At 60.5% G+C, this 25,780-nt stretch carries 24 protein-coding genes and 1 pseudogene; 11 read left to right on the top strand and 14 right to left on the bottom strand.

Features of this window, described 5'->3' with window-relative positions:
- Window positions 1-3 precede the first annotated feature (3 nt).
- Window positions 4-315: a hypothetical protein gene (locus OSJ75_RS19330; protein WP_267229157.1), complete on the bottom strand. Its 312-nt coding sequence runs from the start codon at window positions 313-315 to the stop codon at window positions 4-6.
- 143 nt (window positions 316-458) lie between these two features.
- On the opposite strand from OSJ75_RS19330, the gene OSJ75_RS19325 reads away from it, so the two are divergent.
- Window positions 459-671: a hypothetical protein gene (locus OSJ75_RS19325; protein WP_250018456.1), complete on the top strand. Its 213-nt coding sequence runs from the start codon at window positions 459-461 to the stop codon at window positions 669-671.
- Here the strand turns inward: OSJ75_RS19325 and OSJ75_RS19320 are convergent.
- Window positions 668-2,251: pseudogene (locus OSJ75_RS19320) on the bottom strand (ATP-binding protein); the annotation flags it as partial. The gene OSJ75_RS19325 and the pseudogene OSJ75_RS19320 sit on opposite strands and share 4 nt — an antisense overlap.
- Before the next feature lie 232 nt (window positions 2,252-2,483).
- On the opposite strand from OSJ75_RS19320, the gene OSJ75_RS19315 reads away from it, so the two are divergent.
- The 3 genes from OSJ75_RS19315 (at window position 2,484) to OSJ75_RS19305 (ending at window position 3,686) form a co-directional block, all read left to right on the top strand.
- Window positions 2,484-2,723, top strand: coding sequence for a hypothetical protein (locus OSJ75_RS19315; protein ID WP_250018458.1), 240 nt, complete (start codon window positions 2,484-2,486; stop codon window positions 2,721-2,723).
- A gap of 38 nt (window positions 2,724-2,761) precedes the next feature.
- Entirely contained in the window at window positions 2,762-3,406 is a 645-nt protein-coding gene (locus OSJ75_RS19310; RefSeq protein ID WP_250018568.1) for a DUF6766 family protein, read from the top strand.
- A 73-nt stretch (window positions 3,407-3,479) separates the two neighbouring features.
- The gene (locus OSJ75_RS19305; protein ID WP_267229155.1) at window positions 3,480-3,686 is read left to right on the top strand and encodes a hypothetical protein; all 207 of its coding nucleotides are present in this window, start codon (window positions 3,480-3,482) and stop codon (window positions 3,684-3,686) included.
- An 81-nt stretch (window positions 3,687-3,767) separates the two neighbouring features.
- On the opposite strand, the gene OSJ75_RS19300 is transcribed toward OSJ75_RS19305, so the two are convergent.
- From OSJ75_RS19300 to OSJ75_RS19285, 4 genes are all read right to left on the bottom strand, one after another.
- Entirely contained in the window at window positions 3,768-4,829 is a 1,062-nt protein-coding gene (locus OSJ75_RS19300) for a nickel/cobalt transporter (protein ID WP_267229154.1), read from the bottom strand.
- 16 nt (window positions 4,830-4,845) lie between these two features.
- Window positions 4,846-5,502 carry a DUF1007 family protein gene (locus tag OSJ75_RS19295; RefSeq protein WP_267229153.1) on the bottom strand — a complete coding sequence of 219 codons (657 nt, stop codon included), beginning with the start codon at window positions 5,500-5,502 and terminating at the stop codon, window positions 4,846-4,848.
- Window positions 5,503-5,582: 80 nt separating this feature from the next.
- Window positions 5,583-6,482 (bottom strand): LysR family transcriptional regulator, encoded by a 900-nt coding sequence (locus OSJ75_RS19290; RefSeq protein ID WP_267229152.1) that lies wholly within the window; start codon window positions 6,480-6,482, stop codon window positions 5,583-5,585.
- Window positions 6,482-7,672, bottom strand: coding sequence for an amidase (locus tag OSJ75_RS19285; protein ID WP_267229151.1), 1,191 nt, complete (start codon window positions 7,670-7,672; stop codon window positions 6,482-6,484). The genes OSJ75_RS19290 and OSJ75_RS19285 overlap by 1 nt, the downstream gene beginning before the upstream one ends.
- Before the next feature lie 538 nt (window positions 7,673-8,210).
- Between OSJ75_RS19285 and odc2 the strand changes: the two genes are divergently transcribed.
- Both odc2 and OSJ75_RS19275 read left to right on the top strand, forming a co-directional pair.
- On the top strand, window positions 8,211-9,344 hold the full coding sequence (gene odc2, locus OSJ75_RS19280) for an ornithine/lysine decarboxylase (protein ID WP_267229150.1): 1,134 nt from the start codon (window positions 8,211-8,213) through the stop codon (window positions 9,342-9,344).
- 85 nt (window positions 9,345-9,429) lie between these two features.
- A complete protein-coding gene (locus OSJ75_RS19275; protein ID WP_267229149.1) occupies window positions 9,430-10,038 on the top strand; it encodes a GNAT family N-acetyltransferase in 609 nt (202 codons plus the stop codon).
- A 15-nt stretch (window positions 10,039-10,053) separates the two neighbouring features.
- Here OSJ75_RS19275 and OSJ75_RS19270 read toward each other — a convergent pair whose 3' ends face one another.
- The 3 genes from OSJ75_RS19270 to OSJ75_RS19260 form a co-directional block, all read right to left on the bottom strand.
- Window positions 10,054-10,665 carry an alpha/beta hydrolase gene (locus tag OSJ75_RS19270; protein WP_267229148.1) on the bottom strand — a complete coding sequence of 204 codons (612 nt, stop codon included), beginning with the start codon at window positions 10,663-10,665 and terminating at the stop codon, window positions 10,054-10,056.
- Between the two features lie 103 nt (window positions 10,666-10,768).
- A complete protein-coding gene (gndA, locus tag OSJ75_RS19265) occupies window positions 10,769-12,217 on the bottom strand; it encodes an NADP-dependent phosphogluconate dehydrogenase (RefSeq protein ID WP_323748395.1) in 1,449 nt (482 codons plus the stop codon).
- 123 nt (window positions 12,218-12,340) lie between these two features.
- Entirely contained in the window at window positions 12,341-13,174 is an 834-nt protein-coding gene (locus OSJ75_RS19260; protein ID WP_250018470.1) for a MurR/RpiR family transcriptional regulator, read from the bottom strand.
- Window positions 13,175-13,318: 144 nt separating this feature from the next.
- Here OSJ75_RS19260 and OSJ75_RS19255 point away from each other — a divergent pair, with 144 nt between their 5' ends.
- The 5 genes from OSJ75_RS19255 to OSJ75_RS19235 all read left to right on the top strand — a co-directional run bounded on the left by OSJ75_RS19255 (window position 13,319) and on the right by OSJ75_RS19235 (window position 19,808).
- Window positions 13,319-14,140 carry an N-formylglutamate amidohydrolase gene (locus OSJ75_RS19255; protein WP_267229146.1) on the top strand — a complete coding sequence of 274 codons (822 nt, stop codon included), beginning with the start codon at window positions 13,319-13,321 and terminating at the stop codon, window positions 14,138-14,140.
- A gap of 63 nt (window positions 14,141-14,203) precedes the next feature.
- Window positions 14,204-15,757, top strand: coding sequence for an amino acid permease (locus tag OSJ75_RS19250; RefSeq protein WP_250018472.1), 1,554 nt, complete (start codon window positions 14,204-14,206; stop codon window positions 15,755-15,757).
- Between the two features lie 74 nt (window positions 15,758-15,831).
- Window positions 15,832-17,202, top strand: a complete 1,371-nt coding sequence (locus OSJ75_RS19245) for a glutamine synthetase family protein (RefSeq protein WP_250018474.1) — start codon at window positions 15,832-15,834, stop codon at window positions 17,200-17,202.
- Between the two features lie 37 nt (window positions 17,203-17,239).
- On the top strand, window positions 17,240-18,625 hold the full coding sequence (locus OSJ75_RS19240; RefSeq protein ID WP_267229145.1) for an aldehyde dehydrogenase family protein: 1,386 nt from the start codon (window positions 17,240-17,242) through the stop codon (window positions 18,623-18,625).
- 16 nt (window positions 18,626-18,641) lie between these two features.
- Window positions 18,642-19,808 (top strand): iron-containing alcohol dehydrogenase, encoded by a 1,167-nt coding sequence (locus OSJ75_RS19235; RefSeq protein ID WP_267229144.1) that lies wholly within the window; start codon window positions 18,642-18,644, stop codon window positions 19,806-19,808.
- A 38-nt stretch (window positions 19,809-19,846) separates the two neighbouring features.
- On the opposite strand, the gene OSJ75_RS19230 is transcribed toward OSJ75_RS19235, so the two are convergent.
- From OSJ75_RS19230 to OSJ75_RS19210, 5 genes are all read right to left on the bottom strand, one after another.
- The gene (locus OSJ75_RS19230; protein ID WP_267229142.1) at window positions 19,847-20,911 is read right to left on the bottom strand and encodes an ABC transporter ATP-binding protein; all 1,065 of its coding nucleotides are present in this window, start codon (window positions 20,909-20,911) and stop codon (window positions 19,847-19,849) included.
- Window positions 20,912-20,926: 15 nt separating this feature from the next.
- Window positions 20,927-21,718, bottom strand: a complete 792-nt coding sequence (locus OSJ75_RS19225) for an ABC transporter permease (protein ID WP_250018482.1) — start codon at window positions 21,716-21,718, stop codon at window positions 20,927-20,929.
- Entirely contained in the window at window positions 21,715-22,614 is a 900-nt protein-coding gene (locus OSJ75_RS19220) for an ABC transporter permease (protein WP_250018484.1), read from the bottom strand. The genes OSJ75_RS19225 and OSJ75_RS19220 overlap by 4 nt, the downstream gene beginning before the upstream one ends.
- Before the next feature lie 125 nt (window positions 22,615-22,739).
- Window positions 22,740-23,843, bottom strand: a complete 1,104-nt coding sequence (locus tag OSJ75_RS19215; RefSeq protein WP_250018485.1) for an ABC transporter substrate-binding protein — start codon at window positions 23,841-23,843, stop codon at window positions 22,740-22,742.
- A 317-nt stretch (window positions 23,844-24,160) separates the two neighbouring features.
- The gene (locus OSJ75_RS19210) at window positions 24,161-25,756 is read right to left on the bottom strand and encodes a DHA2 family efflux MFS transporter permease subunit (RefSeq protein ID WP_416362590.1); all 1,596 of its coding nucleotides are present in this window, start codon (window positions 25,754-25,756) and stop codon (window positions 24,161-24,163) included.
- Window positions 25,757-25,780: the final 24 nt, after the last annotated feature.

Below are 25,780 nucleotides of genomic sequence, written 5' to 3'. Positions count from 1 at the left end.
GGTTCATAGCTCGTCGATTTCGGCGGAGGACGAGGCCGCAGCGCGAATGGTGCCCGCCACCATGCCGCGCTTGCCCTCGGCGGGATAGCGCAGGGACGTATCTTCGATGACGTTATACAATTCGTTGTCGAGGAAGTCCTGGCGCGAACCTCCCTTATGATGGCTGGACGCCAGCTCCGCCGCTAACGCCCTGGCATCGTCGGGCGATTCCGCCCGCACGATGACTTCGCCCTGTGTGCCAGCGGAGTTCCAGTTTGGGTCGCTCTCGGTCGTAACCGGCAGGAGACGATAAATTCGAAGCGGAGCCTCGGCCATCCTGTTCTCCTTTCTCTCCATTGCCGGTGAAACGGCCGCAAAAGAGGATGGTTCCCGCTTCATGCGGAGCTGTTCGGGGAACCACCAGGCATAATCGACGGTTTCCGCATGGAACCCTGCGACAGAGAAGCGGAGAACTTCCGATGAACATGCGAAATCTACTGATCATTCCGATGTTTGCGGCCTGCATCGCCTGCAGCGACCAGTCCCGGCAACAGCAGGACTCGACGCCCACGACCGAGACCAGTCCACAAATGGACACCAGGAAGTCGCCGCAGACTTCGACCGGCGGCGAGACGGAATCGACGACGCCCAGCGGCAATGAAAACCGCCCGACCCCGGCACCTGCGAATTAGGATGCCGGCGCCTCCGCTGCGTCTTCGTCAGGCGCTGCCGCCGCCGAGGACAGGGCTTCGGCGAGCTTCTTCGACAACTGGCTGAGCATGAACGGCTTCGAAAGCAGCGGAACTTTGCTGAAATCCTTCGGCAATTCGGAATAGCCGGTGACGAGGATGACCGGCAGCGAGGGCGACCTCTCCTTGATATGGCCGAGAAGCTGGGTGCCGGTCATGCGCGGCATCGCCTGATCGGTGACGACGAGGTCGATATCCGGGTTCTGCTCCAGCAGCCCGAGCGCATCCCGGCCGGAAGATGCCTCGATCACCTCATGGCCGAGTTCCTCGAGCATGGCCACGGTGTTCATCAGCACGAGCGCGTCATCATCGACCGCAAGAACTTTCAGCGCCCGCTTCTCAGGAGTGGCCTGGACCTCCATGGCGCGAACCGGCGCCGTGATTTCCTGCTCCTGCGCCACCGGCAGCCAGAGTTCTGCCGTCGTGCCTTTCTGCGGCTCGCTGCGCAAGACCAGCTGGCCGCCCGATTGTTTCATTATGCCATGCACCATCGGCAATCCGAGACCCGTGCCCTTGCCGACGCCTTTCGTCGTATAGAAAGGCTCGATGGCACGATCCAGCGTCTCCTTGTCCATGCCTTCGCCCTCGTCACTGATGGAAAGGCAAGCGTAGCGCCCAGCAGCCATGTCCGGATCGCCGCCTGCCACCGTCGCCTCACGCGCCGAAATGACGATCTTGCCGCCGTTCGGCATGGCGTCGCGGGCGTTGACCGCAAGATTGAGGAGCGCAAGCTCCAACTGGTTCGGGTCGGCCGTGACGTTGGGAAGTTGCGCCGGAAACCGCATGTCGATCGTAATGGCCGGCCCGATCGACCGTTCGAGGAGATCGGCAACGTTGTCGACGAGGCCAGGCAGGTCGACAGTCTGCAGGTCGAGATCCTGCCGCCGCGCGAAGGCCAGCATGCGCTGGGTCAGCGACGAGCCGCGCTGGGCGGCCTCCACCGCATTGTCCAGCAGGTCCAACGCGCGGGGATCGGCCGAGATGCGCTTGCGCAAGAGTTCGAGGCTTCCGAGAACCGCCATGAGTAGATTGTTGAAATCATGCGCCACGCCGCCGGTCAGCTGGCCGATGGCTTCCATCTTCTGCGACTGGAACAGCGCTTCCCGCGCCTTGGCAAGTTCCTTTTGCGCGTTCATCCGTTCCGTCACGTCGCGCGTCACCTTGGCAAAGCCGATGAGCTCGCCATCATCGTTCCTGACGGCATCGATAATCACATTGGCCCAGAACCGTGTTCCGTCCTTGCGAACCCGCCAACCTTCCTTCTCGTAGCGCCCTGTCCGGAACGCCGTGGCCAGCGCGATATCGGGCAGACCTTCATTCAGGTCCTCTTCAGTGTAGAATCGCGAGAAATGCTGACCGATAATCTCGTGCTGCTTGTAGCCCTTGATGCGTTCCGCACCAATGTTCCAGCTCGATACATGCCCGGACGTATCCAGCATGTAGATGGCATAGTCGGTAACGCCTTGCACCAATATCCGGAATTGTTCTTCGCTGCGTCTCAAGGCTTCGCTCGAGCCTTGTCGCGGGTCAGGAACGCCTGATCCCACATCGTTCCGATACTCCATTGAACCCCTCGAACTGGCGACAATCCGCCTCTCTTTTGACCGCTCCTGAAACGAAGCTGGCGCAATAATGTTCCCTTTGCAGCGCGGAGGACCAGCAAAGAGTTCAGCGCCTGTCGGCGGCGCCGGAGGCCACGGCGGAACAAACATCGCGCATCGCCCGTTAAGGAGAAGCTTCGCAGGAGATGGACACATGGCCCCCCAGCAATTGATCATCGTGACGGTTTTCGACAAGGACGACGCCGGTACGCTCTATCCGGCCGGCGAACCGCGACGTTTCGATACCGAGGCGGGCGCGGTCCAGGCGGCCAAGGAACTGGCCTCACGCCATGATGGCGTCATTGCCTGGGTGCGAAGCGCCGTATCCGGAGCCGAGGAGTATGGCCCGGCCAAGGTGCTCTACAGCGCTGGTGAAGCCGTAGACATGGAATGAGCGAGATACGTCGTGACAGCCAGCTTCGGAGGCTTGATGTGAGGTTTTTCCGCAATCACGGGCTCACCATCGTTCTGATGACGGCGTTCGCCGCCAGTGTGGTGGGGATGGTCATTGCCGGATGGAACCATGAAAACCAGCAATTGGCCAATCACGGCCAGGCGCAGATTAGCGTTGCGCAATATCTGTCCGATGCCAGTTTCTGGTCCGCCCTTTTCGAGAATTGGGAAAGCGAGTGGCTGCAGATGGCCGCCTATGTTGCCCTGACGGCATTCCTGTTCCAGAAGGGGTCGGCGGAATCGCTCGATCCGGACAATCCCGAGCGCGAGGAGAGCAAGAAGAAGCCCTATTACCCCCGGAGCGTGCGTGGCTCGGCGATCCTGCGCCGGCTCTACGAATATTCGCTGGGCATCGCACTTGCGTCGTTTTTCATCCTTTCCCTCGCCGCTCACCTCGTTGCAAGCCGTGCGGCCGCCAATTCCGAGGCGTTGATGCATGGCAGGCAACCCGTTTCCATGCTCGACTATGTCGGCGATGCGCAATTCTGGTTCGAGTCGTTCCAGAACTGGCAATCGGAATTCTTTTCCACGGCGATGCTGGTGGTGCTCTCGATCTTCCTGCGCTTCAAGGGATCGCCCGAATCCAAGAGCATTTCCGCGCGCCATGAGGATACGGGCGGATAGGAACCAATTCGCGCACTTGCAAATCTGGCACGGAGGCTTACAAGCACAGCACGTTCGCGCCGAAAGACAGATAATGGATACTCAAAACCGCAGTGCAGCTATTGCCGCCTTGTGCATTCTCTTCGGCTTTGGCCTGGTTGCCTTCTTCATGCCGAACCTGATGCTCGCGATCGCCGATTGGTCGCCTGCCGCCGCAGGCGTCTTTGCCGGCCTGTTCGTCCTTGCCTTCTTCTTCGTATTCTGGCTGAGGGCGCGCCGGCAAAAGCGGCGGGAACGCTAGTGACCCGAATCTGGATTGCAGCAGCGCCAGATGAACTTCAGATTCGAAAGGATCACTAGCAACTATATGCTAGACGGAAGCTCAGTACTGAAGTGCTGCCGCGAGAAGAACCAGTCCGAAAACGGTGATAAACAGCGCCCCGGCGATCTCGATGATGCTCTGCATCCGGGACGACAACGACGAACTGCCTGACAGTCGCAGTGCCACGTTCTTCGCCATCACCGATAGCGTTGCGAGGATGGCCACGGTGATGAACGTCCCGATGGCCATGGCGAAGACCGACAATATTCCGCCGATCACGAGGCCGTTCAGCAGCGAGAAGGTCAGTACGATCAAGGCGCCGGAGCACGGGCGCAGTCCGACCGCGATGATCGCCGCCCAGGCAGTCTTCCAGTTGAACTCGCCGGCGATCATGGCTGGATCCGGCGCGTGGGAATGGCCGCAACTCGCGCAGACCTCTCCGGGCCCGTGATGATGGTGGTGATGGTGGTGGGCGTGATCGTGGTGATGCCCTGCATGGTGGTGATCGGCATGGCCGTGTTCATGCGCGGCGACCGGAACCGTGCGCGTTGCCCATAGCAGCGGCACCTTGCGCCAGAGCAGTGCCAGCCCGAATGCCGCTATCAGCCCAAAGCTTGCGATCTCCATGAGCCGCGTCGCGTCATCCATCGAGATAGTCGTGCCGCGCAGGACGAGAAAGGTAACGCCGATGATAGCAATGGCGCTGATCGCCTGCAGCATCGACGAGGCGAAGGAGAGAAAGATGCCGCGGCGCAGGGTGGTCTCATTGGCAAGCATGTAGGACGAGATCACCGCCTTGCCGTGTCCCGGTCCGACCGCATGCAATATGCCGTAGAGAAAGGACAGGCCGACCAGGACGGACGCGTGCCAGGGGTTTTCGCGCATGGCTTTCAGCGACTGGGTCATGGCCAGATAGAAACTGCGTTGCTGCGCATTGATCCAATAGATGAAGTTGGCGAAAGGCCCGGTCGGCTGCATGGCGGTTTCGTTCATCCCGATGCCAAGGGATGACGTCTGCGCCAGGGCGTGGCCGGCGATCAGGGTCAGCAGGATCGCGGCGATCAGGATAACGAGACCCGGCCTTGCACCTTTGGGCAGCGCCACGCATTTCTGTAGGGTCATGATGTGATGCTTTCCTTCACCCCTGCGGGCAGTCGATTTCAAGACGGGTGGCGAAAATCTTCGACATGTCCGTTCCCGTGGGATCGTTGAAGAAGGCGTCGGTCAGCGTGGCCTGGTTCTGCGCGATGGCCTCGTCCGGGTTCGGCCGCACCACCTTCTGCTGACATGTAGCGGGTATGCCTTTCACGTGGACGTCGCTGTCGTTCACATAGTCGATCGCGGTGTAAAAGGTGGGGTCGTAGACGCCGAAACTGGTCTTCTGGCCAAGCTTCAACGCTTCTTTCGGCGTGCTTTCGAATATGATCAGCAATTGGTTGTTCTGGAAGTCGGCGATGATATTGGGCGGTGCCGCCATTACGATCTTCTTGCCATTGAGTTCCACGGACTGGAAATAGTCGAACTCGGAAATCGAGGCGTTGATCGTCTGGGCCAGATCGGCCAGTTCCTTCTGGTCGAGTTTCAGATCGCCATTCTTGTCGAATTCGACAAGAACCGTACTCGAGAAAAGATCGTCGAAGCGCCAGACGTGGCCGAGCTTTTCCACTGTCCCGTCGGGCTTGATGCTGACATCCAGCCGTGCTTCGGCAAAGACATGCGGATGTACATAGGCGGGCGTGGAGAAGCCCACGGCCAAGGCGAGAGTAGCTAGGAAGATGGGCAGTCTCTTATGCATCGGCGAACCTTGGAATCAGCCACAGGGGACAACCTGAACTTGGCGAAATTGGGACGATATAACATTAATCGGCGCCGGTTTCAGCCCCGACGGTAATCCTTGAACCATTGCGACAGATAATCGACGAGAACGCGCACCTTCGCCGGCAGGTAGCGCCGGTGTGGGTAGACGGCGTAAATGCCTGCGTCGCGCGGCACGAATTCTTCGAGCACGCTGACCAGGCGGCCGCTCTCGACCTCGCTGCGGGCGATGAAATCAGGCACCATGGCGAAGCCCAGTCCGGCGAGCGCGGCCCGGCGCGTTGCCAGCGGGCTGTTGATCTCGATTATGCCGGTGACCTGGATCGATGTGGCGCTGCCGTCGGCGCCGCGAAAATGCCAGCTGTTGCGCGAGCGGCTATTGGTATCGATGATGCAGGGCAGGGCAACCAGATCCTCCGGCCGCTGCGGCATGCCCACCCGCTCGATCAGTTCCGGCGAGGCGCAGAGAACGACGCCGAACGGCGCAATCCGCTTTGCGATCAGGGACGAATCCTGCATGCGGCTGATGCGTATCGCGAGATCGAACCCTTCCTCCACCAGATCGACAAAGCGATCGTCGAGGCGCACATCGAGTACGATATCGGGGTGGGCGGCGCAAAAATCGATAAGACATTGGCCGATATCGGCATCCGCGAAGCTGCGCGGAGCCGAGATCTTGATCCGTCCCTTGATGTCGCTGCTCGAGTCGCGCACGGATTCTTTCAGGCTTTCGACATCGCGCAGGATTTCATTGGCGCGCTGGTAGTAGGTATGTCCGGCCTCGGTCAGCGAGAATTGCCGGGTCGTCCGGTTGAGCAGCAAGGCGCCGAGTTCGTCTTCCAATTCGCGCACATATTTGGAAAGCAGCGCCTTGGACCGGCCAATCTTGCGTGCCGCGGCCGAAAATCCTTCCGCTTCGACCACATCGACAAAAGCGCGCATGCGCGTCAGCGTGTCCATCAGCCGGGCTCCTTTCCGGCGAGCAAGGACCGTGCGAGGCGGATCAGCGCGGCGTCGCTGTCCCTTGGGCCGATGATCGAAATGCCGAATGGCGCGCCGTGAACTTCTCCGAGCGGCACGCTGATCTGCGGGAAGCCGGAGAGCACGGCCAGGCAGAGCAGGCGCAATGCGCGCTCGCGATAGGCTTGAAGCTCCTCAAACGGCGTTGCGCTCAGGGGGGCAGCGCCGGGAACGGTCGGCAGGATCAACACGCCATCGTCGGACAAAAGGTCTGCGAACTCCGTCGTGAAGAGCGACCGGCGCTGCAATTGCGCGTTGTAGGTGCCGGCATCGATCTCGGCACCATAGGCGAAGCGCTCCTTGACGCCGGGCCCGAGCCCGCGGTCTTTGGCCTTGATCCATGGTCCATGGGCGGCCCAGGCTTCGTAACCCTGTATCTGGCGGAAGCAGAGATAAAGATCGTCGATCGAGGCCGTCGACTGTCGCGCCGAGCGGGCATGGCCGAGATGTTCGGCGACGATCTTGTACATGCCGCGATAGGCGGCATCCTCCGCCTCGCCGACAAGCAGATGTTCGAGGAGCGGGATGAAGAGCGGGCGGGAGAGCCTGAAGCGGGTTTCCTCGCCCGGAAAGAACAGCTGCCCGACCTTTTCATAGAGCGTGATGTCGCGCGCGAACCAGCCGAATGTATCGAGCGAGGGCGCCAGCGGCATGGTGCCGTCGAGCGATATGCGGCCATGGGTGGGGCGCAGCCCGACAAGGCCGCAAAAGCTTGCCGGAGCCCGTATGGAACCACCCGTATCCGAACCAGTTGCAATTGCAACTATCCCGCCTGCCACGGCCGATGCCGAGCCGGAGGAGGATCCGCCCGTGACGCGTTGCGGCGCTCTGCTGTTGACCGGATGCGGAAAATGCGCGTTCTGGCCCATCAGCGAAAAGGCAAGTTCGTCGGTTTGTGTCTTGCCGACGATCCGCGCCCCGGCGTCGACCAATATCCCGACGGCCGGGGCCGTGCGGCCAGCCGGGCGCGATTCGCGCGCAATATCAGGATTGCCGCAGCCGGTGGGCAGCCCTTCGACGTCGAAAATGTCCTTGACGGCCAGGGTTTCGCCGCGCAGTGGCCCATCCACCTCCGCCGAAGCCGGTATGTCGAGGTCGAGCAATGCGTTCAAAGGCGGAAGTGTCTTCATCGTTCACGGATTCTAGGTGATTTTGCCGTCACCGTTCAATGAATAAAAATTTTGGTCCAGCCCCATATTTGTCATTGATTGGACACAAGTTTCCACTTATACCGCGCTTGCCCAAAGTCGCACGTGCCTGTGGGTGTCCGCCGATCCTCATGATGGTGAGGAAACGGTATGGTACCTGGAACTAACCCCTCCAGTCAGTTTGACGGCCTACCGCCAAGCTGAGGACATCTTGAAGCAACGACGGTGCGGGCCTTTCTGGTGTCTTTCGGCTGTCCAAAAGCCGGAATTACTGAAGAGGCACACCTTCATTGCCGGTAGTGCGGATGGGTTCATCCAAGCCAAGGCAGACAAAGCGGATTTACGCTGCTTGCAGCGTGGTCCATCGCCGCATGATCCTTCGCGTGTTTCCAGTATCTCCAAAGGCTGGCTCCACGAGGGACGGATTCTTGCACTTTGTCCTTCGGCAGCTCGGGCGTTCCCGTGATTGCCGTACATGCTTGAGACGGCCGTGAAACGCCGTCACGATTGGAGAACCACTATGGCGACGCAGCGCATCCTCGATTTCATCAATACCCGACGTCCGAACGGCCCATGTATGGTGCTCGATCTGGAGGTCGTGCGCGAGAATTTCCATAATTTCGAGATGGCACTGCCGAATTCGAAGATCTTCTACGCGGTGAAGGCCAATCCCGCGCCTGAGATCCTGCGCCTGCTTGCCTCTCTCGGCTCGAGCTTCGATACGGCATCCGTCGCCGAAATCGAAATGGCTCTGGACGCCGGTGCCACGGCAGACCGCATCTCCTTCGGCAACACGATCAAGAAGGAGCGCGATATCGCGCGTGCCTTCGAGCTCGGCATTCGTCTCTTTGCCGTCGATTGCGTCGAAGAAGTCGAGAAAGTGGCGCGTGCCGCTCCGGGAGCACGTGTGTTCTGCCGCGTCCTTACCGACGGTGCAGGTGCCGAATGGCCGCTGTCGCGCAAGTTCGGCTGCGTTCCGGCCATGGCGGTCGACGTCCTGCGTGCGGCCAAGTCGCTTGATCTCGATGCCTATGGCGTGTCGTTCCATGTCGGCTCGCAGCAGACCGACCTTGCCGCCTGGGATCGTGCCCTTGGCGACGCCAAGCACGTATTCGACGCGCTTGCCGCCGAAGGCATCGTTCTGAAAATGGTCAATATGGGCGGTGGTTTCCCGACCCGTTATCTCAAGGACGTGCCGACTGCCCAGGCCTATGGACAGGCGATCTTCCAGGCGCTGAGCAAGCATTTCGGCAATCGCCTGCCCGAGACGATCATCGAGCCCGGCCGCGGAATGGTCGGCAATGCCGGTGTGATCAAGGCCGAAGTCGTGCTGGTCTCGAAGAAGGCCGACAATGACAATGTTCGCTGGGTCTATCTCGACATCGGCAAGTTCGGCGGTCTCGCCGAGACGATGGACGAGGCAATCCGCTATCAGATCACCACGCAGCGCGATGGCGACCACAGCGAGCCGTGCGTTCTCGCCGGCCCGACATGCGACTCCGCCGATGTCATGTATGAAAAGAACCCGTATCCGCTGCCCATCTCGCTGACGATCGGCGATGAAGTGCTGATCGAGGGAACGGGCGCCTATACGACGACCTATTCCGCGGTGGCCTTCAACGGTTTCGAGCCCCTCCGATCCTACGTCATCTGATCCGGCAATGCCGGATCTGGTGTCCCCATCCGCCAAAGGCGGGATCGGGATAGGTCGGATATCTCTTGCTTGAATGGTTCGAAAGATGAACGCTGCAGAAAAAATAGGACGGGTCCAGCCTGGCGCGAAGGCCTTCACCATCGTCAATGAATTGCCGCAGGATGAGGCCGCACGCGAAGAACTGCTCGACCGGGCCATGGGTCCCGCAAGGCGGCGCAAATCCTCCGAGAAGCTTCGTCGTGGACGGTTGCCCTCCGAAGGCATGGCTTTTGTTGCGCGCGATGCCGACGGCAGGCTGCTCGGAACGGTGCGGCTCTGGGATATTCAGGCCGGCCATGACGCGCTGGGCCTGCCTATCCGCGCGCTTCTGCTCGGTCCCCTGGCAGTCGATCCGTCGATCAAGGGCAGCGGTATCGGCGCCGGGCTCATGCGGCATGCAATTGCCGAGGCCGCGCGCCTCGGTCATGGTGCCATTCTTCTTGTCGGCGACCCGGAATATTACGAGCGTTTCGGCTTTTCCGGCGCGAACACCACAAGCCTTGCAATGCCCGGTCCGGTGGAGCGGCATCGCTTTCTCGCGCTCGAGTTGCGCGCTGGCCACCTCGCGGGCGCGCATGGCGTACTCATGCCACGCGGCCGCAAGGCGAAAATGAGCGTCACTGCTCCGGTTTCGCTGCGCTTCTCGGCGCGGTGAATGGCAGGGGGATGGCTATGGGCCGTCCCCGATGAAGCGGCCGACAGCGGCGATCTCGCCTTGCGGGATTTCGTGGCCGCCCGAGTGCCAGAAGAGCTCGACATCGGCCTTCTGCCCGACGAGATAATCCGCCAGCAACTGGGTGGTGGATGGCGGGCAGATGGGATCATTCCTCCCGGCAGTTATCAGCATGCGCCGGCCGGCCAGTCCGGCATTGGGTTCCGGCTGCCACGGGATGAGCGGATGCATCAGGACCGCCTCGTCGAACAGCTCGGGCCGGGACAATATCACCGAAGCCAGGATGTTGGCACCATTCGAATAGCCCAATCCGATGATCCTGGACGGTCGGGCCTGCTCTATCCTGTCTTCGACGAAACGAGCCATGGCGGCCGTGCGCGCCCGCAGGTCATCCATATCGTAGACGCCTTCGCCAGTTCGGCGGAAGAAGCGAAGCGCGCCATGTTCGGAGACATCGCCGCGCGGCGCGACAATGCCCGCATCGGGCAGCAACTGCCGGCCATAGCCGAAGAACTGGTTCTCGTCGCCGCCGGTGCCGTGGAAGACGATGAGCAAGCGTTGCCCGGGCTCCGCCTCATGGGCGCGGTAGTGATAGCTGGACTGGGTCATGATGAGCCTTCCGTTTTGCGTGTCAGCCCGTCATATGATGAGCCGCTGGCCGGTGCACAGCGGCTCACCCCTTTTACGCATTGTCGCCGTTTGTCGAACGATCCTAGCCGGCGCTCGACCAGGGCCCATGGAAGTCGCCCTCCAGGTCGAGCCGCTTGAAGCCATGGGCGCCGAAGAAATCGCGCTGTGCCTGAATGAGATTGGCGGTACCGCGAGCCTGGCGGAAACCATCGAAATAATTCAGCGCGGCGGATAGCGCCGGTACCGGCAGGCCGGCGAGCGATGCTTCCGCAACGATCTTGCGCAGGGACTTCGAACCTTCCTTCATCCGCTCGACAAATGCCGGCACGAGAAGCAGGTTGGTGTCGGCATTGCCTTCGAACGCCGCTGCGATCTCGTCGAGGAACTGCGATCGGATGATGCAGCCGGCGCGCCAGATTCTTGCTGTTGTCGCCAGCGGAATGTCCCAGCCACGCTCTTTCGAAGCGCCAGCCATGACTTCGAAACCTTGCGCATAGGCCGCAATCTTGCCCGCCAGCAAGCCGCGCTCGAGCGCATCTATGAAGCCCTGGCTCTTGTCGGCGAGCCTGGCCGTTCCGAGGTCGCCATAGGCCTTGGCGGCCACCGACCTCTGTTCGACCAGGGAAGAGATCGACCGCGCCGCGACCGCGGCCTCGATCCCGGTCGCGGGAATGCCAAGCATCTGCGCCTCGATCGCGGCCCAGCGTCCGGTCCCCTTCTGTCCGGCGCTGTCGAGGATGACATCGACAGCGGGTTTGCCCGTTTGCTTGTCGGTTGCCAGCAGCACCTTCGCGGTGATCTCGATCAGGTAGGAATTCAGCGGACCCTTGTTCCACGTTTCGAAGATCTTTCCAATCGCGTCGGGGGCAAGCTGCAGACCGTCGCGCAGCACGCCATATACTTCGGCGATCATCTGCATGTCGGCATATTCGATGCCATTGTGGATGGTCTTGACGAAATGGCCGGCACCGTCCGGTCCCATCAGGGCGGAACAGGGCTCGCCCTCGAATTTAGCCGAGATCGCCGTCAATACGGGCTCGATGCGGGCATAGGATTCCGGCGTACCGCCGACCATGATGGAAGGTCCGTGTCGCGCGCCTTCTTCGCCGCCGGAAACACCCATGCCGACGAATGTTGGATCGCCGGAACCAAGTTCCGCCAGACGGCGAACCGTATCATGGAAGTTCGCATTGCCGGCGTCGATGATGATGTCGTTCTTCTCGAGATAGGGCTTGAGCGCTGCAATCTGTTCATCGACAGCCTCGCCGGCCTTGACCATGAGGATGATCGGCCGTGGCGCGCGAATGTTCGCGGCAAGCTCTTCGAGCGATTGGCAGGTGACGATATTGTCCTGCAGGGAACCTGCTCCAGCGTAAAATTCCTGCGTCTTGGCAGGTGTCCGATTATAGACCGCGATGCGATAACCGTTTTCGGCGATGTTCAGGGCCAGATTGGCGCCCATGACACCGAGGCCGATCAATCCGATGTCAGCTTGCTGCATATTCTTCGTCCTATTCCTGAAATATTGCATCTGGAGCCATGCTTCGCGCGGCACCTGTCCGGGACAGCATTAGTATATCAATGCGGCGTGGCGGCAACGGAAAACATCTGTTTTTCCCATGCCGGCGCAGTTGGTACCCGCAGGGGTAGATGACTAGCGGTCGCGCAATTGTTCCAGGTCGCGGATCCTGTCGGCGCCCGTCTGTTCGAGACGCCGCGTCACATCCGCGATCAGCGTTTCGGCCACCAGGAACAGGGCGGCGGACGAATCCCAGGGCGAGGGCACGGCAGTCCGGCCGGCGATCACATGGCGGGCAAAACGGGCAATGGGTGATAGCCACTGATCGGTGATGAGCACGATCTCGACGCCGCGCTGCTGCGCCTTTTCGGCGAAGCGCAGCAGGCTGTCCTGATAGCGCCTTATGTCGAAGATCACCAGCACGTCCTTCTTGCCCATATCGATGAGCTGGTCGCGCCAATGGCTCTCCTGGCCAAAGAGATGCGTGACGCCCGGCCGTACGATCTTCAGATGCGAGGCCATGTAATTGGCGATGGGATCAGTGAAACGGCCGCCCAGCAGGTAAAGCCTTGCCTTGCTCCGCGCCAGCGCCGAAGCGGCTTCGCCAAGCTGCCGCTGCGAGATGTGCTGGAACGTCTCGCGGATGTTCTCGATGGCGGATTCCATCAGGGGGAACGGCATTGCGCTGCCGCCGGCGCCGATGGTTGCAGCCCGGTTCCATGGCGACTGTACCTGCGCCGCCAATTCCTCCTGCAGCGCGCCCTGAAATTCGGGATAGCTCTGAAAGCCGAGCCGGGAGACGAAGCGAAGGATGGTGGGCGAACTCACGCCAGCCTGGGCGGAAAATTCCGCCACCGTGCGCAGGCCGATAAGGGGATAATTGCCGACAAGGGTTTGCGCGGCCTTGCGTTCCGAAGCCGGCATGGCGTCGATCTTCTCTGCGATCAGCTCGGATATGCTGGTATTCATCACGAAGTTTCCCCCAGGCCCGCTTCTATCCGGCAGATGCTGCCAATTCGGATTTGACTTTGTTCGTCGTTATGTATCAAATCATACGAGAGTGGAAATAAATATACCAGATGTAACACGCAATACATCGTCGAAGAGAGCAAAATGGGTAAGGCGGTCTCGAAAGAGGCATGGACGGCCGACAAATTGCCAGAAAGCCCGGTGCGGGTGTCAAACGCCGCAGGGCGCGGGCGCGCGATCATTTTGTGCGACCACGCTTCCAATCATATCCCTGCGAAATTCGGTACGCTCGGCCTGTCGCCCATCGACTTGACCCGCCATATCGCATGGGACCCGGGAGCCCTTGGCGTGAGCAACATGCTGGCGAGGCTGTTGGATGCACCTCTCGTCGAATCCTGCATCTCGCGGTTGATCGTCGATTGCAATCGCCCGCCGAACGCCCCGGATCTCATACCTTCGATCAGCGAACTGACGGTAGTTCCCGCCAATCAGCAACTAGACGAGGCGGCGATCAAGGAGCGCATCGCGCTGTCGCATCGACCATATCATGCCGCGATAGAAGATTTGATCGGCGAGCGGGAACGCGAAGGCTTCCCCGCGCCGGTGCTCGTGGCCGTCCATTCCTATACGCCGGTCTATCGCGGCGTCTCCCGGCCCTGGCATATCGGGATCATCCATGATGCCGACACCAGCATCGCTGCGCCGCTGATCGAGGGGCTTGAGCAGATCGAAGGGCTGGTTGTGGGCGACAACGAGCCCTATTCGCCCGCTGACAGGGTCTATTACACGCTGGAGCGGCACGCTTCGGCCAGAAGATTGTCGGCAGTCATGATCGAGATACGCAATGATCTGATCACCACGCCGCATGAGGAGCAGGTCTGGGCCGAACGGCTGGCGCTGCTGCTCAAACCGATAATCAAGAAACCGCTCCGGGGAGTACGGGAGACGCCAGACAGGGAATCGTAGAACCACGGATCGCGCCGGCATGCTGCTATCGACGTTGAAACTCAATAATTACAGGGGAACGTGATGACACACCAGGACTATACCGACACCGACAAGCTGGAGGATGTGAAGGTCCTCCATGGCATGGGCTATGCCCAGGAACTCGAGCGGCGAATGAGCCGCTTCTCCAATTTCGCCATCTCCTTTTCGATCATCTGCATTCTTTCCGGCGGTATCAACTCGCTGGCGCAGGCAACCGCGGGCGCGGGCGGGGCGGCCATCGGCATCGGCTGGCCGCTCGGCTGTCTGATTTCCGCGGTCTTCGCCATCGCAATGGCACAGATCAGCTCGGCCTACCCAACCGCAGGCGGCCTCTATCATTGGGGCTCGATCCTCGGCAATCGCGGTACGGGCTGGCTGACGGCCTGGTTCAATCTTCTGGGGCTCATCACCGTTCTCGGCGCGATCAACGTCGGAACCTATTATTTCTTCATCGGCGCATTCGGCGAATATCTCGGCATAGCCGACTCGACGACCGTGCGCGTCGTCTTCCTGGTCATCCTGACCGGTGCCCAGGCGCTCATCAATCACATGGGCATCGGGCTGACGGCAAAGCTGACGGATTTTTCCGGCTATCTGATCTTCGTAACGTCGATTCTCCTCGCCGTCGTCTGCCTTGCGGTAGCGGACAGCTACGATATCGGCCGCCTCTTCACCTTCTCGAACTATTCCGGCGAGGCGGGCGGCAATGTATGGCCCGCGACCTCGGGGACCTGGGTCTTCCTGCTTGGCCTGCTGCTGCCGATCTATACGATCACCGGCTATGACGCGTCGGCCCATACGTCCGAAGAGACGGTCAAGGCGGCATATTCCGTACCGCGCGGGATGATTTCGTCGGTCCTCTGGTCGGCCGTGTTCGGCTACATCATGCTTTGCTCCTTCGTGCTGATGATCCCGGACATGGATGCTGCCGCCGCGCAAGGATGGAACGTCTTCTTCTGGGCGATGAACGAGCAGGTCAATCCGCTGATCAAGGACATTCTCTATTTCCTGATCTTCATCTGCCAGTTCCTGTGCGGCCTGGCCACGGTCACCTCCGTCTCGCGCATGATCTTCGCCTTCGCGCGCGACAAGGGCCTGCCGGCATCGAAGGCGTTGTCGAAAGTCAGCCCGAAATATCGCACCCCCGTAGCCGCCATCTGGACCGGCGCGACACTGGCCGTGCTCTTCGTATGGGGCTCGTCGCTGGTTTCGATCGGCGAGACGCCTGTCTACACGATCGTCGTGTCCTGCACGGTCATCTTCCTGTTCTTCTCCTTCGCCATTCCGATCGCCCTCGGCTTGCTGGCATGGGGTACACCGAAGTGGAACCGCATGGGCCCCTGGGACATGGGCGAAGCGAAGTTCAAGCTCTTCGCGGTGCTCTCCATACTGGCGATGGTGCTGATCTTCATCCTCGGCATCCAGCCGCCCAATGATTGGGCGCTCTACATAACCGTCGGCTTCCTCATCGTGACGGCAGCCGTCTGGTTCTTCTTCGAGAAGCGCCGCTTCAAGGGTCCGCCCATCGGCGACGACGTTGCAAGACGTGCGGCCGAGATTGCCGCCGCCGAGAAAGCCGTAGGCGAACGCATCTGAGTGACCGGGGCGGCGGCATTGCCCGCTGCCCCTCCATTCCCCAACTCTAAGCATTGACGTTTTAAGGAAAGATCATGCCCGGACATTGGAGTTTCGACGAGTTAAAGCGTCATGTGACGAATGGTGAGATCGATACGGTTCTTGCCTGTTTCGTCGATATGCAGGGCCGCCTGATCGGCAAACGCTTCCATGCCAGTTTCTTCGTCGAATCCGCCCATGACGAAACCCATGGCTGCAATTATCTTCTTGCCAATGACATCGATATGGAGCCGGTACCCGGCTACAAGGCGGCGAGCTGGCAGCAGGGCTATGGCGATTTCGTCATCAAGCCGGACCTTTCGACGATCCGCCACATTCCATGGCTCGAGAAATGCGCGCTGGTGCTCTGCGATATTCTCGATCATCACCACCATGAGGATCTGGCGCATTCGCCGCGCGCGATCCTCAAACGGCAGCTCGCAAGGCTGAAAGAGCGCGGATACCTGGCCTATTTCGCCTCGGAGCTGGAATTCTATCTCTTCGACGAGACCTATGAGAGCGCCCGGGCGAAGAACTGGAAGGGCATGGCCACCGCCTCGCCCTATATCCAGGATTACGTGATCCAGATGACGACCAAGGAAGACGCCGTCATGCGCGCCATCCGCAATGGATTGTTCGATGCCGGTATCCCGGTGGAGAATTCCAAGGGCGAATGGGGTCCCGGGCAGGAGGAAATCAACGTCCGCTATGCCGAAGCGCTGGAAATGGCTGACCGCCACGTCATCATGAAGAATGGCTGCAAGGAGATCGCCACGCAGATGGGCAAGGCCATCACCTTCATGGCGAAGTACGATTATTCGCTCGCCGGCAGCTCCAGCCATGTCCACAACTCGCTGTGGAGCGCGGATGGCAAGACGCCGCTGTTCTACGACAAGAGCGCCGAATATACGATGTCGCCGCTCATGCGGCAGTGGGTGGCCGGGCAGTTGAAATATGCCAATGACTTCACCTATTTCCTCGCGCCCTACATCAACTCCTACAAGCGGTTCCAGGCAGGCACGTTTGCGCCGACGAAGAATGTCTGGAGCCTCGACAACCGCACGGCGGGCTTCCGCTTGTGCGGCGAGGGGTCGAAGGCCATCCGCATCGAATGCCGCATCGGCGGCGCCGATCTCAATCCCTATCTCGCTTTTGCAGGGCTGATCGCATCCGGGCTGGCGGGCATCGATGAAAAGCTGGAACTCGCCAAGCCGTTCCAGGGCGATGCCTATGGCGGTGCGCGCCTCAAAGAAATACCGAAGACATTGCGCGACGCCACGGAAGCGCTCGGCCGGTCGAAAATGCTTCGGGAAGCGCTGGGAGAAGAGGTGATCGAGCATTACCTCCATACGGCCCGCTGGGAGCAGTTCGAATATGACCGCCGCGTCACCGATTGGGAGTTGCATCGCGGCTTCGAACGGTATTGAAGAACCTGAACCCAGCAGAAGATCAGAGGGTATTTCCATGACCGAAACGGTCAAAATCATCTCGCCCGTCGATGGCACCATCTATGCGGAACGTCCCATTGCTACGGACAAGGCAGTCGAGGCCATTGTCGAAACGGCCCGCCAGGCCCAGGAAGCCTGGAGCCAGACCAGCATCGCCGAACGCGGACGCCTTTGCCTCGCCGCCCTTGATGCGCTTCTCGCGATGAATGACGAAATCGTGCCCGAAATCGCCTGGCAGATGGGCAGGCCGGTTCGTTATGGCGGCGAGAAGGGCGGCGTCGAGGAACGTACGCGCTATATGGTCGGCATCGCCGAACAGGCGCTGTCGCCGGTACTGGAAAATGACAGGCCGGGCTTCCGGCGCTATATCAAGCATGTGCCGCTCGGCGTCGTGATGGTGATCGCGCCGTGGAACTATCCTTATCTCACTGCGGTGAACACGATCATCCCGGCGCTCATGGCGGGCAACAGCGTCATCCTGAAACATGCGGCGCAGACGCTTCTCGTCGGCGAGCGCTTCGCCCAGGCGTTTGAAAGGGCCGGACTGCCGAAGGGCGTGTTCCAGAATGTCGTCCTCAGCCATCAGCAGACCGAGAAACTGCTCGGCTCGGGCCGGATCGACCATGTCAATTTCACCGGCTCGGTGGCCGGTGGCCGCGCCATCGAGAAGGCTGCGGCCGGAACCTTCATGACATTGGGACTGGAACTCGGCGGCAAGGATCCCGCCTATGTCCTGCCCGACGTCAATCTCGACCATGCCGTTGCCAATCTCGTCGATGGAGCCTTCTTCAACTCCGGGCAATGCTGCTGCGGTATCGAGCGCATCTATGTGCATGAAAGCGTCTATGACCGCTTCGTGGATGGCTTCGTCGACCTGACGAAGCAATATGTCGTCGGCAACCCGCTCGATCCTACCACGACCATGGGGCCGATGGCGCAGACCCGTTTCGCCGATCTCGTGCGCGAGCAGAAGGCCGAAGCGCTGCGCAAGGGTGCGAAGGCGCATGTGTCCATGAAGGTCGCCAATGATGGTGCCGGCTCGCCCTATCTCGCGCCTGAAGTCCTCACCGGCGTCGATCACCAGATGAGCGTCATGCGCGAGGAGAGCTTCGGGCCGATCGTCGGCATCATGAAGGTCCGCAATGATGAGGAGGCGCTGGCACTGATGAATGACAGCCAATACGGGCTGACCGCTTCGCTGTGGACGACGGATACGGATCGGGCGGCTGCGCTGGGCGACCGGATCGAGACGGGCACCGTATTCATGAATCGCTGCGATTATATCGATCCGGCGCTGGTATGGACCGGTGTCAAGGAGACGGGCAAGGGCGCCTCCATGTCCGCCATCGGCTATGGCAATCTCACCCGGCCCAAATCCTTCCACCTGCGCGAAGCCATCTGATCAAGAGAGACATGCAATGACCGAACTTGTTTCCAAATGGAATTACCCTACCACCGTGCGTTTCGGCGCCGGGCGGATCAAGGAATTGCCGGAGGTCCTCGAAGCGACGGGCATCGCAAACCCGCTGTTCGTGACCGATCCCGGCCTCGCCCGCCTGCCCGTGGTGGCATCCGCATTGAAGATACTGAACGACGCCAATATCCCGCATGGCGTATTCTCCGACGTAAAGCCCAATCCGGTGGAAGCCAATCTGACTGCCGGCATCGCGGTGTTCAAACAGGGTGGCCATGACGGCGTCATCGCATTTGGCGGCGGTTCGGCGCTGGATCTCGGCAAGCTCATTGCGTTTCAGGCGGGGCAGACAAGGCCGGTCTGGGATTTCGAGGATATCGGCGACTGGTGGACGCGCGCGGATGCCGCTTCCATCGCTCCGATCATCGCCGTGCCGACAACTGCCGGCACGGGCTCGGAAGTGGGGCGCGCAGGCGTCATCACCAATGAAGCAACCCACACGAAGAAGGTGATCTTCCATCCCAAGCTCTTGCCGGCGATCGTGATTGCCGATCCGGAGCTTTCCGTCGGCATGCCGCCCTTCATCACAGCGGGCACGGGCATGGATGCTCTCGCCCATTGCCTTGAGGCCTATTGCGCGCCGGGCTACCACCCGATGGCCGATGGTATCGCCGTGGAGGGAATAAGGCTTGTGTTCGAGAACCTGCCCAAGGCTTTCGCCGATGGCAGCGACCTTACGGCGCGCGCCCACATGATGAGCGCCGCGGCCATGGGGGCTACGGCGTTCCAGAAGGGATTGGGCGCGATCCACTCCCTGTCGCATCCGATTGGCGCCATCTACGACACCCATCATGGCATGACCAATGCTGTCTTCATGCCCTATGTGCTGGCGTTCAATCGCCCTGCCATCGAGCCCCGCATAGAACGCCTCGCCAGTTATATCGGCATTGCGGGCGGATTCGACGGGTTTGCCGATGCGATTCTGAACCTGCGCAGGCAACTCGACGTGCCGCACGCTCTCGGCGGTCTGATCAAGGATCTCGACATGAGCGAAGACCAGAAGGAACGGATCGCGGCCATGGCGATCGTCGATCCGACTGCTGGCGGCAATCCGGTCGAACTTACCAAAGAAGCGGCGCTCAAGCTGCTGAATGAGGCCATCGCAGGATAGTCGCCAAGCATCGGGGCCGGATCGGCCCCGTTCGCCGGTCAGTGGCCCAGCACAAGGAGATCCTTGGCCGCAAGGCTTACCTTGACGTCTTCGCCCGGAGCGGGCGGCGGGGCGCTCGGATTGTTGAACGTATCGAACGACACCGTGTTCTGTCCGAGCGATGCGCGGATTCGGATCACCGAGCCGAGGAAATGCACGCTGTTGATCCTGCCGTCCAGCGTCACCTCGCGAGCCGCACTGGCAGCTCCAAGGCTCACAGCTTCCGGGCGCACGGCAAGCGAGATCTGGTCGCCTGCCTTGTGGCCGTTCAGTCGTGGCCCAAGCGCAACGTCGCAGCCGTCAATGGTGATGATGCCGGCGGCGGCATCGCGGACGGTCGCATCGAGCATGTTGAGCGTTCCGACAAAGGAAGCGACGAAACGCGACGCCGGCTGATTGTAGATTTCGAACGGAGCGCCGACCTGCTCGGCTCGCCCTTCGTACATGACCACGATACGATCGGAGATCGACAGCGCTTCTTCCTGATCATGCGTGACGAAGATCGTGGTAATACCCAATTTGCGCTGTATCGAGCGGATTTCCTCGCGCAGGGACACGCGGATCTTCGCATCTAGTGCCGATAGCGGCTCGTCCAGCAGCAGGACCTGCGGCTTGGTGGCAAGCGCCCGTGCCAGCGCGACACGCTGCTGCTGTCCGCCGGAAAGCTGATAGGGGTAGCGGTCGGCCAGATGGTCGAGCTTGATGAGGGTCAGCATTTCGCGAACGGTCGCATCGATCTCGGCCTTGGGCTTTTTGGCGACTTTCAGGCCAAAGGCGACATTCTGCGCCACCGTCATGTTCGGGAACAGGGCGTAGGCCTGGAAGACCATGCCGATATTTCTCTGGTTGGGCTTGAGATTGACCACATCATTGCCGCCAATGCTGATCATGCCGGCGCTCGGGGTTTCGAAGCCCGCCACCATCCGCAGGACCGTGGTCTTGCCGCAACCGCTCGGTCCAAGCAGCGAGATGAACTCCCCCTTGTCGATGCTGAGATTGAAATCGTGCACGACAGTCGTGGAATTGAAGCTTTTTCTCAAATGGCTGATGGTTAGAAATGACATGAATCGATCCGATATTTATCGCCGCGTTGCCGCGAGCGATTTGTTGAGACGGGTGACGATCTGAATAAGCCCCATGCAGATCCAGGTGATGGCGAAAGCGATCACCGCAAGTGCAGCCGGTTCATAGGCGCGATTGGCGCCGATAAGCTGCAGGAACGGTCCGAAGGCCGGGCGGTTCAACAGCGCAGCCATGGTGAATTCCCCGATCACGATGGCGAAGGTGAGAAACGCGCCTGAAAGAACCGCCACCAGTACATTTGGCAGGATGATGCGCGACATGATGGTAATGCGGCTTGCGCCGAGACTTTCCGCCGCCTCCGTCAGGGTGCGGATATCGATGGCGCCGAGGCCGGTATCGACCGCGCGGTACATATAGGGCATGGCGAGCATGGTGTAGCCGAAGACCAGCAATATGTTCGTGCCCATCGCCGAACCGGTGAGCGGCAGGAGCGACGATGTGTTGTAAAGGCGGATATAGCCAAAGACGACGACGATCGCCGGGATCACGAGCGGCAGCAGCGTGATGAATTCAAGGAATGGCCGCCAGCGCGGCAGGCGCAGGCGGACCCAATAGGCGGTCGGAACCACGAGCAGCACGCCGACCAGTATCGTCACCAGCGCCATGACGACAGAATAGCCGAAGGTGGCCTGGAAGCGAGGATCGCTCAGGATGACCCAATAGGCGTCGAGGGAATAGGCGCCGCGCCGCATCCGCAGGGAGAATTCAAGCGTGCCGATGAGCGGAACGACGAAATAGACGATGCCGAATGCCAGCGCCAGCCAGGACCAGAAGCGATTGACCTTCATTTCAGCCACCGTTCGCTGCGGGCGCGCATCCAGATGTAGACCGCATTGGAAAGGCCCGTCACCACGATCATGCCGAAGGCGAGAGCGTAGCCGAGATGGGGGTCTTGAAGGACATCGCCGCGGATCTGCGCGAAAAGGACGATCGGCACGATGCTCAGGGAAGACCCCGTGAGGGCGTAAGCCGTTGCTATCGCGCCGAAGGAATTGGCGAAGAGCAGCAGCATGGTGCCGAGCAGGGCGGGCCACAGGATCGGGAAGGCGACCATGCGCCAATATTGAGGGCCGGTGGCGCCGAGGATGAGCGCCGCTTCCTTCCACTCCTTCTTCAGCCCGTCCAGCGCGGGCGTGATGATGAGGATCATCAGCGGGATCTGAAAATAGAGATAGGTCAGCGTCAGGCCCCAGAAGCTCAAAAGGTTGAAGCCATGGGCATAGAGATTGAAGCCGAAAACATTATAGAGCAGCGAGGTCACGAGCCCCGTCCGTCCCAACGTAGCCAGAAAGGCGAAGGCAAGCGGCACGCCGGCGAAATTGGAAGCGACGCCGGAGAAAGTCATCAATGGCGCGCGAATCCAGCCGGGAAGCCCGCCGAGAGTGACGGCGGCCGCGACGCAGAAGCCGATGACCGCACCGAGAATTGCCGAGGCCAGTGAAATGCGGATCGAGATCCAGTAGGCGTCAAGGATCGAGGGCTGAAACAGATTGATGATATTGGCGAGGGTGAAACCGCCTTCATTGTCCTGAAAAGCACCGGCGACGAGGTAGATTGTCGGCCAGATGAGGAAAAGAACGGCAAAAATGATGAAGGGCATGACGCCAAGCCAATCAAGCGACATGCGCTTGCGCCTTGGTACCGGCGGCGGGGCTGGAGCATCCAGTTCAGTAGCTGCACTCATGGTTCCGGTGCTGACTTTCGATTGCCAAATGGCGGAAACGGCCAGTCACGCCTGACGTGCCGGGCCATGTCCGCCTTGGGTTCAGAAACGGAGAACCCCGCTTTCACGGGGTTCTCGCTCCATCATTACTTGACGTTGGCGCCGACGACCTTGTCCCATTCCTTGGTGATGACTTCCTTTGCGGCAGCCTGTTCATCAAGCGTCGGGAAAATGGCCTTCTCGTAGGCTGCAGCCGGTGGCAGCTTGTCGAGCAGTTCCTTCGGGACCTTGTTGTTCTTGACGAGGTCGTTGAAGCGGATCGGGTGGCAATAGCCCTTCAGCCAGGTCAGCTGGCCCTCGTCGGAGTAAAGATACTCCATCCAGAGCTTGGCGGCGTTGGGGTGCGGCGCGTAGGCGCTGATCGCCTGGACATAGACGCCGGCAACGACGCCCGAAGCCGGAACGACGACTTCAACCGGGGGATTGCCTTTCAGCGTATCGCGACCGGAAAGCGCATTGTAATCCCAATTGATCACGATCGGAGTCGCGCCCTGCGCCAGCGTTCCGGACTTGCCGATGACCGGAACGAAATTGCCCGCCTTGTTCATTTCGGCAAAATATTTGAGGCCGGCTTCGCCGGCCGCCTTGCCGGCAGCGGCGCCAGTGGACAGACCCGCAGCCGATACGGCGAGGATCGCCTGGTTGGACGCCCGCGGGTCGCCTGCCAGAGCAACGGCATTGGCATATTCGGGCTTCAACAGGTCCGACCAATCCTTGGGAACGGTCTTGACGATGTCGGTGTTCACCTGGAACGACAGAACGCCGTAATAGTCACCATACCAGTGGCCGTCGGCATCCTTCACGTTTTCCGGGATGGAGTCCCAGGTGCTGACCTTGTAGGGCATGGTCAGGCCGTCGGTCTTGGCGGAGGGGCCGAAGGCGAAACCGACGTCGATCACATCGGGAGCCTGCGGGCCCTTATTGTCCTTGTTTGCCTTGATGGCCTCGATTTCGTCGCCCGAACCCGCGTCCGGATTGAGCTCATTGACTTCGATCCCGTATTTGGCCTTGAAGCCCGCGATCATGTCGCCATAGGCGCACCAGTCATGCGGAAGGGCGATCGTCGTCAGCGTGCCTTCCTTCTTCGCGGCTTCGACAAGCTCGGCCGGCGCGTCGGCAAATGCGATCGATGTGCTTGCGAAGAGTACGGCAGTGGTCAGCGCGGTGAAGCGCCTTGAATTGGCAATCATTTTTTTACACCCCTTTAAGCTTACGTCATTGGCTCTGGTTCGACGCCAGCACCCGATATAGGTCTCTCGTATCAATTAGATGACACACCTATAACGAGTGGGAACGCGAACTCTCCCTGAGCAGTAAGAGGAGTGAACCACTTTTTCGGCGGCTTAGCAATTCGGCTCTATGCTAAAAGCTATGTGTCTGGGAAGGCGAACGTTTTTCCGATAAGGCGTCCGCGCGTGGCGGTGATTTTTGTCCGCATGCCGGAGGATTTGGCCGCGCGATCATGCGGGCTGCTTTCGCCCTCGAAAGCGCCCGCACGAAAACGGCTCTAATGGCCTCCGCCGCCACCGGCGGCAGGGGCGCCGGGCTTGCGCATCATCACCGCAAATACGGCGAGCGACGCGAAGAGCAAGGTGAGGATATAGAACACGTCCATGAATGACAGAATGGATGCCTGTTGATGCACCATGCCGGAGATCCTGCTCAAGGCGGTAAGGTCGCCATCAAGGCCATGGGAGGCGAAGTTTCGCGACATGGTCTCCATCATACCCTCCGCCTCGGGATTGCCCCAGCGGACATTCTCCGACAATTGGGCGTAGTGGATCGCATTCCTGTCCGTCAGGATCTGGTTTATGACGGCAAGCCCTACGGCCCCGCCGAGATTGCGCGTGAGGTTGAACAGGCCGGAGGCGTTCTTGAGCCGGGCAGGGGGCAGCGTCCCGAGCGCAAGATTGTTGATCGGCACCATGCACAGCATCAGCGACACGCCGCGGAACAGCTGCGGTACCAGCAATTCGTAGAAATCCCAGTCTGCGGTCAGATGGGTCATGGTCCATGTGCCGACGCCGAAGCCGATGAAACCGATCATGATCATGATGCGCGGATCCATGCGCCCGGAAAGGAAGCCGGCGATGGGCGCCGTCATGAACATGGCAAGTCCGCTGACGAACAGGGCTTCGCCGATCATCAGGGCGTCGTAGCCCCTGATCTGGCCGAGATAGACGGGGTAAAGGTAGGTCAGCCCGTAGAGCCCGATGCCGAGCACGAAGGAGAAGGCCGAGCCAAAGGCGAAATTCAGGTTCTTGAAGGCGAAAAGATCGACGATTGGCTGCTCCGCGGTGAAGGCGCGGTAGAAAAAGACGATGCCGCCGATGACCATGACAATGCTGCAATAATAGACGGCATGGTCCTGGAGCCAGTCATTGCGCGGACCTTCTTCGAGCACATATTCAAGCGAACCGAGAAAGGCTGCCATGCCGGCCAGGCCCCACCAGTCGAACTTGTTCAAAAGCGAGCGGTCGCCCTTGTCGAAATCGATCAGGTTCCAGGTGGCGATGGCGACCGCGATGCCGGGGATCACATTGACGAGGAAGAGCCAGTGCCAGGAAAAGGCGTGGCTGAGATAGCCGCCGACCGTCGGGCCGATCGTCGGCGCCAGCGTTGCCACGAGGCCGATCATCGGCGATACGATGGAGCGCTTGGAAGGCGGGAATATCGTGAATGCCGCGGCGAACACGCTCGGGATCATCCCGCCGCCGATGAAACCCTGTATGGCGCGGTAGACGATCATCTGATCGATATTGGTGGCGGTCGCGCAGAGAACGCTTGCGGCGGTGAAGCCGGCGGCGGATACCGAGAACAGGATGCGCGTGGAGACCAGCCGTCCGAGGAAGCCGGACAGGGGGATCATGATCACTTCGGCGATCAGATAGGACGTCTGCACCCAGGATATCTCGTCCGAGCTGGCGCTCAGCCCCGCCTGGATTTCGGCAAGCGAGGCGGAAACGATCTGGATATCGAGAATGGCCATGAACATGCCGAAGACCATGGCGAGAAAGGCGATAGCCTTTTTCGGATCAATGCGGTCTTCGGGAATGGCCGGGGAGACCGGGCCTCCACCTGCCGTCGTTGCGTCTGCCATGATCCTGGCTCCAATGCCGCGCTTTTC

It is taken from the genome of Phyllobacterium sp. 0TCS1.6A, assembly GCF_026420825.1.
Taxonomy (GTDB): domain Bacteria; phylum Pseudomonadota; class Alphaproteobacteria; order Rhizobiales; family Rhizobiaceae; genus Phyllobacterium.
This window is presented reverse-complemented; position numbering and strand designations above follow the sequence as displayed.